This window comes from Paenibacillus sp. p3-SID1389 (assembly GCF_025151705.1).
Lineage (GTDB): Bacteria > Bacillota > Bacilli > Paenibacillales > Paenibacillaceae > Fontibacillus > Fontibacillus phoenicis.
In genome coordinates this window covers 1-14,867 of sequence record NZ_JALXVO010000075.1, presented here as the reverse complement: position 1 = coordinate 14,867, position 14,867 = coordinate 1, and the positions used below count along the sequence as shown (strand labels likewise).

At 51.8% G+C, this 14,867-nt stretch carries 15 protein-coding genes; all 15 read left to right on the top strand.

The window, feature by feature from the left end; translation table 11 throughout:
• The first annotated feature begins 128 nt into the window (after nt 1-128).
• The 15 genes from rpsF to dnaB all read left to right on the top strand — a co-directional run bounded on the left by rpsF (nt 129) and on the right by dnaB (nt 14,821).
• Nucleotides 129-413: a 30S ribosomal protein S6 gene (gene rpsF / locus M3G15_RS20010; protein WP_009223358.1), complete on the top strand. Its 285-nt coding sequence runs from the start codon at nt 129-131 to the stop codon at nt 411-413.
• Between the two features lie 40 nt (nt 414-453).
• On the top strand, nt 454-927 hold the full coding sequence (gene ssb, locus M3G15_RS20005) for a single-stranded DNA-binding protein (protein ID WP_009223359.1): 474 nt from the start codon (nt 454-456) through the stop codon (nt 925-927).
• 21 nt (nt 928-948) lie between these two features.
• Nucleotides 949-1,218 (top strand): 30S ribosomal protein S18, encoded by a 270-nt coding sequence (gene rpsR / locus M3G15_RS20000; protein ID WP_009223360.1) that lies wholly within the window; start codon nt 949-951, stop codon nt 1,216-1,218.
• A gap of 638 nt (nt 1,219-1,856) precedes the next feature.
• Nucleotides 1,857-3,596, top strand: coding sequence for a peptide-binding protein (locus M3G15_RS19995; protein WP_260071870.1), 1,740 nt, complete (start codon nt 1,857-1,859; stop codon nt 3,594-3,596).
• 125 nt (nt 3,597-3,721) lie between these two features.
• Nucleotides 3,722-4,693, top strand: a complete 972-nt coding sequence (locus tag M3G15_RS19990) for an ABC transporter permease (protein WP_260071869.1) — start codon at nt 3,722-3,724, stop codon at nt 4,691-4,693.
• Nucleotides 4,690-5,706: an ABC transporter permease gene (locus M3G15_RS19985; protein ID WP_009223363.1), complete on the top strand. Its 1,017-nt coding sequence runs from the start codon at nt 4,690-4,692 to the stop codon at nt 5,704-5,706. The genes M3G15_RS19990 and M3G15_RS19985 overlap by 4 nt, the downstream gene beginning before the upstream one ends.
• A complete protein-coding gene (locus M3G15_RS19980) occupies nt 5,673-6,701 on the top strand; it encodes an ABC transporter ATP-binding protein (protein WP_009223364.1) in 1,029 nt (342 codons plus the stop codon). Before M3G15_RS19985 ends, M3G15_RS19980 begins: the two co-directional genes overlap by 34 nt.
• On the top strand, nt 6,698-7,738 hold the full coding sequence (locus tag M3G15_RS19975) for an ABC transporter ATP-binding protein (protein ID WP_009223365.1): 1,041 nt from the start codon (nt 6,698-6,700) through the stop codon (nt 7,736-7,738). Before M3G15_RS19980 ends, M3G15_RS19975 begins: the two co-directional genes overlap by 4 nt.
• Nucleotides 7,739-8,022: 284 nt before the next feature.
• Nucleotides 8,023-9,111 (top strand): LCP family protein, encoded by a 1,089-nt coding sequence (locus M3G15_RS19970; RefSeq protein ID WP_009223366.1) that lies wholly within the window; start codon nt 8,023-8,025, stop codon nt 9,109-9,111.
• Nucleotides 9,112-9,280: 169 nt separating this feature from the next.
• A complete protein-coding gene (locus M3G15_RS19965; RefSeq protein ID WP_009223367.1) occupies nt 9,281-9,706 on the top strand; it encodes a CBS domain-containing protein in 426 nt (141 codons plus the stop codon).
• A gap of 88 nt (nt 9,707-9,794) precedes the next feature.
• Entirely contained in the window at nt 9,795-10,097 is a 303-nt protein-coding gene (locus M3G15_RS19960) for a MazG-like family protein (RefSeq protein ID WP_028539295.1), read from the top strand.
• 6 nt (nt 10,098-10,103) lie between these two features.
• Nucleotides 10,104-11,024: a DUF2232 domain-containing protein gene (locus M3G15_RS19955; protein WP_009223369.1), complete on the top strand. Its 921-nt coding sequence runs from the start codon at nt 10,104-10,106 to the stop codon at nt 11,022-11,024.
• Nucleotides 11,025-11,035: 11 nt separating this feature from the next.
• Entirely contained in the window at nt 11,036-13,018 is a 1,983-nt protein-coding gene (locus M3G15_RS19950) for a DHH family phosphoesterase (protein WP_260071868.1), read from the top strand.
• Nucleotides 13,015-13,458 (top strand): 50S ribosomal protein L9, encoded by a 444-nt coding sequence (gene rplI, locus M3G15_RS19945; RefSeq protein ID WP_260071867.1) that lies wholly within the window; start codon nt 13,015-13,017, stop codon nt 13,456-13,458. Before M3G15_RS19950 ends, rplI begins: the two co-directional genes overlap by 4 nt.
• 1 nt (nt 13,459) lies before the next feature.
• The gene (gene dnaB, locus M3G15_RS19940) at nt 13,460-14,821 is read left to right on the top strand and encodes a replicative DNA helicase (protein WP_009223372.1); all 1,362 of its coding nucleotides are present in this window, start codon (nt 13,460-13,462) and stop codon (nt 14,819-14,821) included.
• Nucleotides 14,822-14,867: the final 46 nt, after the last annotated feature.

Below are 14,867 nucleotides of genomic sequence, written 5' to 3'. Positions count from 1 at the left end.
AGAAAAGATTGGCTGCTTGCACACCCACGTCCAATTTGATATACTACAATGGTGCGAGTTTACTCTCGCTCCTTGCTCCTGAACGGAATACGTATTGGGGGCCATAGTCCAAGAGGAGGTGAATCAGAATGCGCAAATACGAAGTGATGTACATTATTCGTCCTGACGTTGAACAAGAAGCTGTTCAAGCTACAGTCGAAAAATTCCAAGGCATCATCCAAAACGGTGGTGAAATTACCAAACATGAAGTTTTGGGCAAACGCCGGCTTGCGTATGAGATTAACAAGGTTCGTGATGGAATTTACGTTCTCGTGAATTTCACCGCTGCTCCAGAAGTTGTTGCTGAGCTGGAACGCATCTTGAAGATTTCCGACGAGGTTATCCGTTATCTCATTACGAAAGACGTAGCCTAATTCAATTTTGAGTAACCATTGCCCGAAGGAGGGGATTTGATTGTTGAACCGTGTCATTCTCATCGGACGTCTTACCCGGGATCCGGAGCTGCGATATACGCCAGCTGGCGTAGCGGTAACTCAGTTTACGCTTGCTGTGGACAGACCGTTCACCTCGCAAGGGGGCGAACGTGAGGCGGATTTCATCCCGGTTGTCACCTGGAGACAGCTTGCCGAAACTTGCGCGAACTATTTGCGTAAAGGGCGGTTAACGGCTGTTGAAGGACGTATTCAAGTACGGAACTACGAAAATAACGAAGGCAAGCGTGTATACGTAACCGAAGTTATTGCCGATAATGTCCGTTTCTTGGAATCGAACCGCGAGGGCGGTGCAGGTGGCGGCGGTACGCGGGAAGAGTCACCGTTCGGAGGCGGCAGCAGCCGTGGCGGCGGATTCTCGCGCAGCAATCAGAACGATCCTTTCTCCGACGACGGGAAACCGATCGATATATCGGATGACGATTTGCCATTTTAACAACGGAAAGGACTGAAAAGAATGAGCTTCAAGCAAAGAGAAGGCGGAGACGACAAAAGACCGGCTCGCCGCGGCGGCCGCAACAAACGTCGTAAAGTGTGCTACTTCACTGTGAATAAAATTACTCACATTGACTATAAAGATACGGAGCTGTTGAAGAAATTCATCAGCGAACGCGGCAAAATTTTGCCTCGCCGTGTAACTGGCACCAGCGCGAAATACCAACGTCTTTTGACGATTGCAATCAAACGCTCCCGTCAAATCGCATTGCTTCCATACACAACGGAATAAGCGTAATCTGTTAGAGCGACAACCGAACCCATTAGGTTCGGTTGTTTTTTTGTTTCTATACGAAAAGGACTTAAGTCATGGAGATTAGTGCGCTTACGACAAATTCCAAGTAAACCGATAAAGAATAAAGTCGATATATGGCGAGAAAGAGAGAATAAACTCGAAAATTGTTAACACTAACAGTAAAGTATGAGTAAGAAAAATTAACATTTAACTTTTTGCAAACGCTTCATATTAATAAATTCTATAAAATATTAGTAATTGAAGGGTGAAAAAGGGCCGATAAGCAATTAAAAAATTATTGACGTAAGATATTTTCACATGTATTATGATCAATAATTGAACTGGTGCATATCCCCTGATAGGGACCGGCTTAAGACACTTATTAACCGATGGTTTATATCAAACCTATGTCACACTTTGTTACAAACGGCTGACGTTGTGTCTCTGTTTTTAGGGTATGTAGTCATGGGGAGATAGAACCATAGGGAGCGTAAGTAAGTTGTTTTATCCAGGATTAAGCACTGTGAGAAGCAACTAGAGAGTGATGAAGGGGGAGGTCGGAAGGAACATCCTGGCAAGAGGAAAGCAAGACGAACTGCACGTTCTCAACAATTAACAAGGAGGAGTCAACTCACATGGTGGCAAAGAAGAGAAGATTATGGTCCATCTTACTTATTTTATCCCTCGTAGGTATTTTGTTTGCAGGCTGCAGTACCAATAACACAGCTTCCAACACGCCGACTCCGACAGAGAACAACACAACTCCAGAGAATACAACGGAACCGGAAACAGAACCAACGGCAGATGAGCCGGTGGATGGTGGTACGATTGTGCTTTCAACATTTTCGGATATTGTTACTTTAAATCCTATTTTTATTGGTGATACTTCTTCCGGAGATGTGGAGCAGTTCCTTTTCGCCAAGCTGTACGATATTGACCGTGAAGGGAATGTGGTTGTTGAGCCTTGGTCTTTGGCCGCCGAGCCACCGCAAATTTCTGAGGACGGTTTAACGTATACCGTGAAACTGAAGGATACCGCAAAATGGAATGACGGGCAGCCGGTAACGGCCGACGACATCGTATTTACGTTTGATACGATTCGCAACCCAGAAACGGGCTCCCCAGCAATCAGTTCCTTCGATAAGGTAGAGAGCGTCACGAAAGTGGATGATTTGACGGTTAACATTAAGTTGAAACAAATCTACGCTCCGTTCTTATACACGCTGGTAACTGACTTGGTTCCTTATCATATCCTGAAGGATGTTCCTGTGAAGGAGCTTCAACAACACCCGTATGGTACGGATCCATCCAAAACCGTAACGAACGGACCTTGGAAGTGGACGGAATGGAAACAAGGCGAAAGCCACACATTGGATCTGGATCCAAACTACTGGGGTGCACAGAAGCCGCATATCCATCAAGTCATCTATAAAATCTACGCTGACCAAAATACCCAAGTCCAAGCCTTGTTGAAAGGCGACGCAGACCATGTCAGCGCGATTCCGGTCACACAAGTTGAGGCCGTAAAAGCGAACAAGGATATTAATGTTATTCAAAAACCAGGTCCGACTTACGAATACGTCGGGTTTAACTTCGATCCGAAGAACTTCCCGGACAACTACGGTTTGTTCCAAAGTCAAAAGACAAGACAGGCGATTGCATACGCAATTAACCGTCAAGGGATGGTTGATAATGTCTTGAAAGGTGTCGGTGCGCTGATGAACGCTCCGTTCCTGCCGGACACTTGGGCGGATCCGAAGGATGCTGCTGTCAACTATAACTATGATACGGAGAAAGCAAAACAATTGCTGGCAGAAGACGGTTGGGTTCCTGGCAAAGACGGGATCCTTGAGAAAGACGGTCACCGCTTCTCCTTCGAACTGCAATATAACGCCGGTAACAGCCGCCGTGAACAAGTGGCTGCGATTATCCAGCAAAACTTAGCAGATGTTGGTATCGAAGTTACGCCTAAAGGCATCGACTTTGCTGCATGGATCGATCAGAACGTCAACCCAGGTAAGTATCAAGCCATTTTGTTGGCATGGTCTCTGAACAACCCGGATCCGGATGCAGAAAGCATTTATTCCTCGAAATACTTCCCGCCGGCAGGTCAAAACACCGGCTGGTATAAGAACGAAAAGCTCGACCAATTGTGGGTAGACGGATACTCCACAGTTGATCAAACGGAACGTCAAGCGATCTATAAGGAACTGGCGAAGGAAATCTCTACAGACTTGCCATATGTCTTCCTTTATCAATATGGGAACGCCATCGGTACGGGTCCAAGAGTTCATTGGAAAGAAGAAGACCGTCCAGAACCATCGTTGGGCTACGGATACTACTTCCATCTGATCAACTGGTGGGTAACGGAATAAGAAGAGCGGATACAGGAAATAGAACCGCAGGAGGGGGAAAGGGAGTATTCTCTTTCTCCTTCTCCCTTTCAAGCTCTCTTTTTATCCTGTGGTTCTATACCTAACTATGTTTAGGAGGATAAAAGATGACAGAATATCTGATCCGTCGCTTGCTGCAATCGGTCTTGGTAATTTTCTTGATTACCGTCGTGACGTTTTTGCTGATCCATGCCGCTCCGGGGGGACCGACCCAAATGATGCTTGCACCGGGGTTATCTCCGGAGGCATTCGAGCAGCAAAGACAGAATCTCGGTCTGGATAAACCCTTGCCGGTTCAATATCTCCGGTGGGTTGGGGACTTGCTGCAGGGTGACTTAGGGTACACATTCAAAAACCATTTGCCAGTTGGGGATTTGCTGTGGCCCCGCATCGGAAATACGTTCATTTTAATGGGCTCTGCTTGGTTGTTAACCTTGATTATCGCGCTCCCTTGGGGCATTTATAACAGTACGAAAGAATATGGATTATCTGATCAGACGGCATCCTTTATTTCTTATTTAGGTTTTGCTATGCCAACCTTCTGGTTCGGTATTCTTTTGCAACAATGGTTCTCGTTGGGCCTCGATTGGCTGCCTCTATCGGACATGCACTCTAGGGGGAAAGAAGACAGTCTTGTCGACCTATTCATGCATCTGGTGCTTCCGGTCACCGTATTGTCGTTAGGTTTCCTTGCTTCTTATATTAAATATGCCCGCGCAAGTATGTTGGAGGTCCTCGAAATGGATTACATCCGCACGGCTCGGGCGAAGGGTGTTAAGGAAAGAAAGGTCGTGTTCCGACACGCTTTACGTAATGCGCTTATTCCGATCATCACCATTTTAGGACTGGATTTACCGCTGCTCGTCGGCGGCGCTGCTCTTACGGAGAACGTATTTAACTGGCCGGGGATGGGGCGCCTCTATGTCGAGATGGCTACGGCGCGGGAATACTCCGTTCTAATGGCGATTACGATCGTTACTTCGGTTATGGTTATCCTCGGAAGCTTACTCGCGGATATTCTGTATGCGATCGTAGACCCGCGGGTTAAATTGGGTGGAAAGGGGACGAAAGCAGCATGAGTGATCTAAAGGTGACGATATCGCCAGGAGCGTCTCCCAACGTGCCAACTCCTGAGCCAAATCATGCGCTGGACCCCCGAAACGCGGTAGATGCACTTTCTGCCAAGAAGCCGCTTGGTCCTTGGGGGTTATTATGGAGAAAGTTTTCGCATAATCCCTACGCAATGACGGGATTAGTGTTGTTACTGATCTTTATTTTGGCTGCGATTTTTGCGCCTTGGCTTACCAAGTATGATCCGGCAAAGATCGATTTGATGTACCCGAATCTGCCGGCAGGGACCGATGGGCATCTGTTGGGCACGGATGAATTAGGTCGTGACGTTTTCACAAGGCTGCTGTACAGTGCAAGAATTTCCTTATTAATTGGTTTTTCCGTCGCTTTGGCTTCGGTTGTGATCGGGTCGATTATCGGCGCGCTATCCGGCTATTTCGGCGGATGGGTCGATACGGTCTTCATGCGGATCGTCGACGTGATGAACTCGGTACCTACGTTGTTCCTGAACATCTTGGTACTCGCGATTTTCGGATCAGACATGAAATATATGATTATGATATTGGCCTTCACCAGCTGGATGAGTATCGCACGGTTGGTGCGCGGGAACTTCCTTCAATTACGGGAAATGCAGTATGTTGAAGCCGCGCGTGCCATCGGGGTATCCAATACAGGCATTATTTTCCGTCATTTATTGCGAAACTCTACGTTTCCGATTATCGTGAACGCTACCTTGATGGTCGGTTCGGCGATTTTGAGCGAATCGGCGCTGTCTTACCTTGGCTTAGGCATCCAGCCGCCGGCGACAAGCTGGGGATTGATGTTAAGCAATGCGCAAGAATTTATGCTCGTTGATAAAATGCAGGCAGTTTATCCCGGCTTATGCATCTTGATCGTCGTTCTTGCGGTGAATTTCATCGGGGACGGCATCCGCGATGCGCTGGATCCAAGACAGAATCTGAATAAATCCCGGAGGAGGCTGGCAAAATGGCGGAGAAACTTCTCGAAATCCGGAAACTGACGGCGGGCTTCTTAACGGAAAATGGGGTCGTCAAAGCGACGGACCGGATCTCGTTATCCATAGACAAGGGACAGACGGTTTGCTTGGTTGGTGAATCGGGAAGCGGAAAGAGCGTCACCTCGCTCGCCATCATGCGGCTGATCGATTACGCCGGCGGAACGATCATGGAGGGCAGCATTAAGTTTCGCGGTCAGGACTTAGCCGCTAAGAAACAGGAAGAGATGCGGCAGATTCGCGGCAACCAAATTGCGATGATCTTTCAGGACCCTATGTCAGCGTTAAACCCGGTATTTACGGTAGGGGACCAGATTGCCGAAAGCTTGCGGCTGCATCAGAACAAGAACGCCGATGAGGCTTGGAGCATGGCCGTTAACCTGCTGAAGCTCGTGGGGATTCCTGCCCCGGAAATTCGCGCTAAGCAATACCCGCACGAATTGTCGGGCGGGATGTGCCAACGGGTCGTCATTGCCATCGCCTTAGCCTGCAATCCGGAGCTGCTGATTGCCGACGAACCAACCACTGCGCTGGATGTGACGGTACAGGCGCAAATCCTTGATTTGTTGCGGAAGCTGCAGGCCGAACTTGGCATGTCCATTCTGCTAATTACCCATGACATGGGCGTAGCTGCAGAAATGGCAGATCGGGTCGCTGTCATGTATGCGGGGGCGATCGTCGAGGAGGGGCCGGTGGAGGATATCTTTAATCAGCCTAGCCACCCGTACACTTCGGGGCTGCTTCAATCGATCCCGGGATTTGAAGGGGAACGGGGAGGCGAGCTGTACACGATCCAAGGGACGATACCGCCGATCGGTCAACTGCCTTCCGGCTGCCGGTTTCACCCCCGCTGCCCGCATGCGAAGGAGGTTTGCCGGCAGAAGGAACCACCGGAGTTTATGATCGGAGCAGACCACCGCGCTTCCTGTTGGCTCTATGAGGATAAGCCGGTAAGCAAAAGCGATGACCACAGCAGCAGAGATGAGGTGAAACCCGCATGACGACAGAAACGGCGAATGTAGAAGTAAAGCGACCGAGCGGTTTGAAGTCCGATGAGATTCTGGTAGATATCCGCGGGATTAAGAAGTATTTCCCGATTCATAAAGGCTTGCTCAGCCGGGTCGTTGGTCAAGTGAAAGCGGTAGATGACGTATCCTTAGCGATTCGAAAAGGGGAGACCTTCGGGCTCGTCGGAGAATCCGGCTGCGGTAAGTCAACGCTGGGACGTGTCATTCTTCGCTTGCAAGGAGCCACGGAAGGAGAAGTCATCTACCAGGGGCGGGACATTCATTCTTTACGGGGGCAAGAGCTGAGGAAGCTTCGGGAAGAGATGCAGATTATTTTCCAGGATCCGTTTGGTTCCTTAAACCCTCGTTTTCTAGTGAAGGATATCATCGGCGAGCCTTTACGTGTCCACCGCAACCTCACTGCCAAGCAAGTGGATGCTAGAGTTGTTGAACTGATGGAGCTGGTAGGGTTGGACGCCAGCCGGCGCAATCGCTATCCGCATGAATTTTCCGGCGGTCAGCGGCAACGGATCGGTATTGCCCGGGCAATAGCGCTGAACCCGAAGTTTATCGTAGCGGATGAGGCGGTATCGGCGTTGGACGTGTCCGTGCAATCACAGGTAATTAACCTGTTGATGAAGCTGCAGCGTGAGCTAGGATTGACGTTCCTCTTTATCGCCCACGGCCTGAACGTCGTTCGGCACATCTCCGATCGGGTCGGAGTCATGTATTTGGGTAAGCTGGTAGAGGTCGGAGAGACGGAGACGTTATTCGCTTCGCCGCTGCATCCGTATACGGCTGCCTTACTGTCGGCCATTCCAAAGCCGGTGCCTGGGCAGAAGCGGGAACGGATTGTGCTGCAGGGGGATGTTCCTTCTCCGGCGAACCCGCCTTCCGGCTGCCGCTTCCACACCCGCTGTCCGTTTGCCCAGGAGCAATGCTCCAAGGTGGAACCGCCATTGATTGAGGCGGCTCCCGGACGTCAGGTGGCTTGTCATTTCCCGCTGCAACCGGGGACCGTATTGGCCTAAACAGACGCCTTCTCGTAAGCAAAATATGCTGGTTGATTACGGCAGAGGCCCGATCTCCGGAAGGAGCGGGCCTCACTTCTTTTTTCATCCCAAGCTTCATTGGTTGGTTGACCAGCATCTGCATATGCCGCATTGTTGTACCCGATTTCCCCGATGTGTTATAGTACAAAGCGGTAGAGTTGTTTTGAAGAATGCTAGACAAGAGAAGCGCGAATGAGCAGAAACGTAGTGCAATTGCAGATAGAGAAGGAAATCAACTAGATTGGCGATGGAGGCGTAAAATCATGATCGAACGTCGAAGTAGGCAGAAGATGAAATCAAAGAATAAACGCAAGAAAATCGCATGGATTGTGCTCATAATCCTGTTGGTGGCGGGAGCAGGGGGATATTTGTTCCGCAAACCGCTTGCTGTGATGGCCTTTGACTTGTTCTTGTCAGGCAAAGTCGAGGAGACGTTGGAACGCTCGTATTCCCCGCTGGAAGGGGAAGAGACCCGTCCGGTGGAGCCGGCGGAAGAGAAGATGAAGCCGTTCAGCACCCTGCTGCTGGGCGTGGATCAACGGAATAACGAGCCTGCCCGTTCCGATACGATGATCTATGCGGTGGTGCGCCCGGAGGATGCCAAGGTGTTGTTGATTTCTATTCCGCGCGATACCTACACCGAGATCGTTGGCAAGGGTGATGAAGACAAGATTAATCATGCGTATGCTTTTGGCGGGGAGAAGATGGCTAAGGATACGGTGGAGAATTTCATCGGCTATCCGGTTGATTACTATGCGGCTGTTAACTTCCAAGGGGTGCGTGACATTGTGGACGCGCTGGGCGGCGTAGAGCTGCCGATTACCAAGGATATCGTGAATAAACAAGCGGATCATGAGAAGTTTACGATTAAGGCGAATAAACCGTTGTACGACGGTACGGAGGCGCTCAACTTCGTACGTTACCGCGAAGACAGTGATTTTAACCGAACGAAACGGCATCAGGTGTTTCTGAATGCCATGGTTAATCGGATGTTAAAGCTGAACCAAGTGACAAAAATCCCTGAATTAATCAACCTGATGGGTGATAATTTTAAGACCGACCTGCCGCCTAGCCAAATTATCGAATTGTCCAAGAAGGTCCTGTTGGGAGATGCTTCTCCGCAAATTAGCGGCTTTACGATTATGGGCGAAGGCATGCGGATCAATGGGGTTTATTATGATAAAGCGAATGAAGAGGATGTCGATTTCGCCAAAGAGATGATCGACAACTGGCTAAACCCGGATACGGAGGCATCCGATTTGATTCTGCCGGAATCCCGTGATGCGGAGAAGGCGGATACGGAGCAAAACGGCGATCAAGGAACGGCGGCAAACACGAGCAAGAATGAGTGATCGTGGGGCATCATACCTTAGATTATAGTGTTAATATACCCTGATTTCAGACCTCGGCAGTCCGGTGTTCCGGCTGCCGCTTTCATGCCGCCGGCTCTGGAACAACTTCGGTTTCGAAACGTATCCATTAGGGGAGTCTGAATGAAAGGATGAGGAGGATTTCGTTCTCATGAATATAGCGTTTTTTCTACTTCCGAAAAATGACGTGGTCACCATGACGCTGGATTCCACGTTACGGCAGACGCTGGAGCGCATGGAGTATCACCGTTATACGGCCGTGCCAATCATCGATCACGATGGGGTGTACGTCGGTACGGTAACGGAAGGCGATTTGTTATGGCACATGAAAAATTCGAACGGCAAGATTAATTTTGAGACCGCTTCAAAGTTTCTCCTGAAGGACGTGCCGCTGAAGATGGACATCAAGCCGGTGCGGATTGATGCCGATATGGAGGATTTGATTAATCTTGCGAAGGTGCAGAACTTCGTACCGGTCGTCGATGACCGGTGCCGGTTTATTGGGATCGTGCGGCGCAGTCAGATCATCGAATATTGCGAGAAGTTCGTGACCCGCAATACGGCACAAACCCAATAAATCCTAAAGGTTTGCGTCTTTTGTGGCGTTTGCTATATGCTATAATGAAGAATAAAGCTTTTTTCGGGGAGGGTCGAAGCTGTCCGCGATGCAAAGGGAAATGGATGTAGCCAAACGTGCCAAAGTGATTGAATGGCTCAAAACGGAAGTAGTCGATCACGTATCCCGTTTGTTTAAAGCATTATGGGAAGGCAGCACGACACGGGTAACGGACAGTCTTGCCAGCCTGATCGTCAGCAGTTATATTTTGGGGCGGAGACTAGGTGTTTCCTATCGGGATATGGATGACAGCATCTTGGAGAAACTGAGAAAACATAAGCAGGAGGGTCACCAGCTCGAGGATTGGTATCAAGATATTTCTACCCTGGAAGAACATATGTCTAAGAGGTGAACCCATTTGAAGTTACGCTGGACATCGGTGGCCTGGAGCGCCGCATATTTGCTGCTTCTGTTGTCACTTGCAACTCCGCTGACCGTGATCACGATGTTTTTTCTGATCGTGCCGGGCATTTTGCTGTATACGACCTTGTCAACAAGAGTGTTTCTTGTGCACGTGGCGGCGGTCTGGCTGGCGGTTGCGTTGATCTTCGGCCCGCTGATCTTGCTGCAGGCCGTCTATTTTATCATTCCTTCGATCGTGATGGGCTATTTATATAAGAAAAGAAGCCCGGCGTTCCGCACGGTCATGGCGGGAGCCGGCACCATTTTGCTGGAATTTTTGCTGGTTCTGCTGATCAGCACAGTCTTCTTCGACTTTAATCTGGCTAACGCGATTGAGGACCTGGTGAATGCGGCCATGGCTCCGTTCACGAATGTCGCCGATAGCTCGCTGACCGGCACCATTGTCTGGTCGCCGGAGATGAGCCAGCAATTCTCCAGCCTGACGGTGCGGATGATTCCCTTTACGATGATCGTCTGCTCGTTGCTTATGGCTGCGGTAGCCCATGCGATCTCCCGGCCTACGTTGTCCAGCTTGGGTCATGCGGTGCCGAAGCTGCCGCCGATCCGCGATTGGCGGCTGCCGCGTTCGCTGATTTGGTACTATTTGATCGGCGTGTTGCTGCAGTGGTTTGGCGGAGACGCGGTAAGCCAAGGATTCCTGGGCACGATTGTGCTGAATCTGATGCCGCTGCTGCAATTTCTCTTTATGGTGCAAACGGCAAGCTTCTTCTTCTTTGCCGCCTATCATCGCAAGTGGAATCCGGTGATTCCGATTCTGCTCATTGTAGCGCTGTTGTTTATTCCGCCGCTTCGAATCGTGGGGATTTTGGACATTGCATTCCCGCTGCGGGATATGATTACGAGACCAAGACGATAGGGTGAGAAGGCATGCCAAATGTTTTGCAAAAACGTTGGTACGGTTACCAGACCGTATGGATGTTCATGCTTCAGTTGCTGCTCGTCATCTTCGTCTCCTACTTCAACTGGATCTTGGGGCTGGTGAGCTTATGCCTCGTGGGTGTGCTGACCTACAGCATGCTGCGGGCGGAGCGGCAGTTCCGCCAAGAGCTGATTCGATACGTGACCGATTTAAACTACCGGATCAAGCGGGTGGAAGGTGAGGCGATCAGTAAGCTTCCGTTTGGTTTGATCCTGTACAGCGAAGAACGGACGGTCGAATGGCATAATCATTTCGTGGCTGGCATGTACGGCAAAGATTCCGTCGTGGGCCAGCCGCTGTCCGAGCTGCTGCCGCAGCTCCCCTTACCAAGCCGCGATAAGAAGGATGGGGCGGGGGCTCGGACGACGGTCGAAGTGATGGTTGGGGATCGTTACTATGAGCTTACCATCGATGCGAACGAGCGGATTATTTATCTCCATGACATGACGGAGCTGGCGGTGCTGCGCAGACGGTATGAAGACGAACGGGCCGCGCTGGGCATCGTGCTGCTGGACAATCTGGATGAAGCCACCCAGGGCATGGACGACCAGCAGCGGACCGCCTTGATCGCCCGCGTGGCGACGGCGATTACGGAATGGGCCAAACAGTACCGCGTGTACCTGCGGCGACTGTCCTCCGAGCGATATCTGATGATTCTGAATCAGAAATCGCTGGACGAACTCGAGCAGAGCCGGTTCGTCATTCTGGACGAGGTCCGCGAAATGACCGCGGACCTGAAGGTGCCGATTACGCTCAGCATCGGCCTCGCTTTTGGCGCCGAGCGCTTCAGTGAGCTGGGCGAACTCGCCCAGTCCAGCTTGGATATGGCGCTCGGCCGTGGGGGCGACCAGGCCGCTGTCAAGGCCGGTCAGCGGCTCTCTTTCTATGGCGGCAAATCCGGCGCCATAGAGAAGCGGACGCGCGTCCGCGCCCGCGTCATCGCGCATGCTTTGCGCGATTTGATGCAGGAGAGCGACCGCGTCATCATCATGGGCCATCGCGTACCGGACCTCGACGTGATTGGCGCCTCCATCGGCGTGCTGAAGGCCGCCGATATGTACAAGGTCGAGGCCCACATCGTGCTGGATGGCCCGAACCCGGCGATTGAGCGCCTGATGGAGCGCATCAACAAAGAAGAAGCCTTGCTCCGGCGGTTTATCTCGCCGGAGCAGGCCATGCATTTGATGACCGAGCACACGCTGCTCGTGCTCGTTGATACGCATAAGGCTTCCATGACGATGGAGCCTCGGCTCGTTGAAGAAGCGAGCCGCGTCGTCATCGTGGACCACCACCGCCGCGGCGAGGAATTTGTGACCGATGCGGTGCTCGTCTATCTGGAGCCTTATGCTTCCTCGGCCTGCGAGCTCGTCACCGAGCTGCTGCAGTACATTCACGAGAAGGTGGAGCTCAGTCCGCTTGAAGCAACGACGCTGCTTGCGGGCATCACCGTCGATACGAAGCATTTCGCGCTCCATACCGGCTCGCGGACGTTTGAAGCCGCAGCCTTCCTCCGCCGAAACGGGGCGGACACGGTGATGGTACAGCGATTGCTGAAGGAAGATCTGCAGGAGTACATCGCCAAGGCCGATATCATCAAGCATGCCCGGATGATCAAAGGGCACATCGCTTTGGCGGTGACGGAGCCCAATCGCAAAATTCCACAGATGTTAATTGCACAAGTTGCGGATACGCTGCTCAATATGACCGGCGTCCTGGCGTCCTTTGTCATCAGCGAGCGGCCGGACGGTTTAATTGGCATCAGCGCCCGGTCGCTGGGGAGCATGAACGTGCAGGTGGTCATGGAGCGGCTGGGCGGCGGCGGACATTTAACGAATGCGGCGGTTCAATTGGAAGGCACCCAGGCGGAAGCAGAGAAGAAACTGCTCGCCGTCCTGGATGAAATAGAGAAGGAAGAGGGGTTGTTCGAATGAAAGTGATCTTCTTGCAAGATGTCAAAGGTCAAGGGAAAAAGGGAGAAATCAAAAACGTCTCCGAAGGGTATGCGCAAAACTTCCTGATTCCGCGCGGGCTGGTGCGTCCGGCCACCGAAGGGAATGTGAAGACGCTGGAGCAGCAAACAGCAGCGGAGCAGAAGCGGAAGCAGAAGGAGAAGGAAGAGGCCATCGAACTCGGCAAGAAGCTGGAGGAGATGACCGTGCAATTGAAAGCGAAAGCCGGAGAAGGCGGCCGTTTGTTTGGTGCAATTACGAGCAAGCAGGTTGCCGAGGCGCTGGAGAAAGCCGGCGTGAAGCTGGATAAACGCAAAATCGAAATGCATGAGCCGATCCGTACGCTGGGCGTAACGCAAGTGCCGGTGAAGCTGCATCCCGAAGTGAAGTCGACGTTGAAGGTTCAAGTGACGGAGGAATAAGATGAGCGGCGATCTGTTTTTTGACCGGATCCCCCCGCAAAATCTAGAAGCAGAGCAGGCGGTACTTGGGGCAGTGCTGCTGCAATCGGAAGCACTTATTACCGCGATGGAGCGGGTGCGGACCGAGGATTTTTACGATAAGCCTCATCAATTAATCTTTGAAGCGATGGTTCAACTCGGCGAGGAAGGCAAGCCGATTGACCTTGTGACGTTAACTGCCAAGCTGAAGGACCGCGGTGAGCTGGAGGAGATCGGCGGCGTCAGTTATTTGGCCAAGCTGGCCCATGCCGTACCGACGGCAGCCAACGTGGATTATTACGCACGGATCATCGAAGAGAAATCGATGCTGCGGCGCTTAATTCGCACGGCTACGCAAATCGTCAGCGACGGTTATGCCGGCGGTGAAGACGTAGCGGACATGTTGAGCGATGCCGAGCGGCGCATTCTTGAGATCTCCAACCGCCGTTCCGGCAGCGGGTTTATCCCGATTCGCGATGTGCTGATGGAAGTGTTCGAACGCGTGGAGACGCTGCATCAGAACCGCGGAACAACGACCGGGATTCCTTCCGGGTTCGTTGATTTGGATCGGATGACGGCGGGCTTCCAGCGCAGTGACTTGATTATCGTTGCGGCGCGGCCTTCCGTAGGTAAAACGGCGTTTGCTCTGAACATTGCACAAAATGTGGCGGTACGCGCCAAAGAAACCGTGGCGATCTTCAGTCTGGAGATGTCCGCGGCCCAGTTGGTGCAGCGGATGATCTGCGCCGAAGCGAACCTCGACGCCAGCGTGATGCGGACCGGGGATTTCAAGAGCGATGATGATTGGGCAAAGCTAACGATGGGCATTGCCGCCTTGTCGGAAGCGGAGATTTATATCGACGATACCCCGGGGGTGACCGTGGCCGATATCCGGGCGAAATGCCGCCGCCTCAAGAAGGAACGCGGCCTAGGCATGATCGTGATCGACTACCTGCAGCTGATCCAAGGCCGGGGCAAGCCCGGCGAGAACCGGCAGCAGGAGGTCTCGGAAATCTCCCGGACGCTTAAGCAGATCGGGCGGGAGCTCGAAGTGCCGGTAATCGCCTTGTCCCAGTTAAGCCGGGGCGTCGAGCAGCGGCAGGACAAGCGTCCGATGATGTCTGACCTTCGGGAATCGGGTTCCATCGAGCAGGACGCGGATATCGTGGCGTTTTTATACCGGGACGATTATTACAACCAAGAGACAGAAAAGAAGAACATCATCGAGATCATCATTGCCAAACAGCGGAACGGCCCGGTTGGTACCGTTGAGTTGGTGTTCTTGAAGAACTTTAACAAGTTCGCCAATTATGAGCGGGCGCATGCGGATGCGTTTGCTGGCTAGCTTTAGCTGAATACAGGAATTAAGGACTGACGATATGCGTCAGTCC

Excerpts from the sequence above, each read along its gene's own strand:
- rpsF (WP_009223358.1), top strand. The coding sequence starts at position 129 with ATGCGCAAATACGAAGTGATGTACATTATTCGTCCTGACGTTGAACAA.
- rpsR (WP_009223360.1), top strand. The coding sequence starts at position 949 with ATGAGCTTCAAGCAAAGAGAAGGCGGAGACGACAAAAGACCGGCTCGC.
- M3G15_RS19995 (WP_260071870.1), top strand. The coding sequence starts at position 1,857 with ATGGTGGCAAAGAAGAGAAGATTATGGTCCATCTTACTTATTTTATCC.
- M3G15_RS19990 (WP_260071869.1), top strand. The coding sequence starts at position 3,722 with ATGACAGAATATCTGATCCGTCGCTTGCTGCAATCGGTCTTGGTAATT.
- M3G15_RS19985 (WP_009223363.1), top strand. The coding sequence starts at position 4,690 with ATGAGTGATCTAAAGGTGACGATATCGCCAGGAGCGTCTCCCAACGTG.
- M3G15_RS19980 (WP_009223364.1), top strand. The coding sequence starts at position 5,673 with ATGGCGGAGAAACTTCTCGAAATCCGGAAACTGACGGCGGGCTTCTTA.
- M3G15_RS19975 (WP_009223365.1), top strand. The coding sequence starts at position 6,698 with ATGACGACAGAAACGGCGAATGTAGAAGTAAAGCGACCGAGCGGTTTG.
- M3G15_RS19970 (WP_009223366.1), top strand. The coding sequence starts at position 8,023 with ATGATCGAACGTCGAAGTAGGCAGAAGATGAAATCAAAGAATAAACGC.
- M3G15_RS19965 (WP_009223367.1), top strand. The coding sequence starts at position 9,281 with ATGAATATAGCGTTTTTTCTACTTCCGAAAAATGACGTGGTCACCATG.
- M3G15_RS19960 (WP_028539295.1), top strand. The coding sequence starts at position 9,795 with ATGCAAAGGGAAATGGATGTAGCCAAACGTGCCAAAGTGATTGAATGG.
- M3G15_RS19950 (WP_260071868.1), top strand. The coding sequence starts at position 11,036 with ATGCCAAATGTTTTGCAAAAACGTTGGTACGGTTACCAGACCGTATGG.
- rplI (WP_260071867.1), top strand. The coding sequence starts at position 13,015 with ATGAAAGTGATCTTCTTGCAAGATGTCAAAGGTCAAGGGAAAAAGGGA.
- dnaB (WP_009223372.1), top strand. The coding sequence starts at position 13,460 with ATGAGCGGCGATCTGTTTTTTGACCGGATCCCCCCGCAAAATCTAGAA.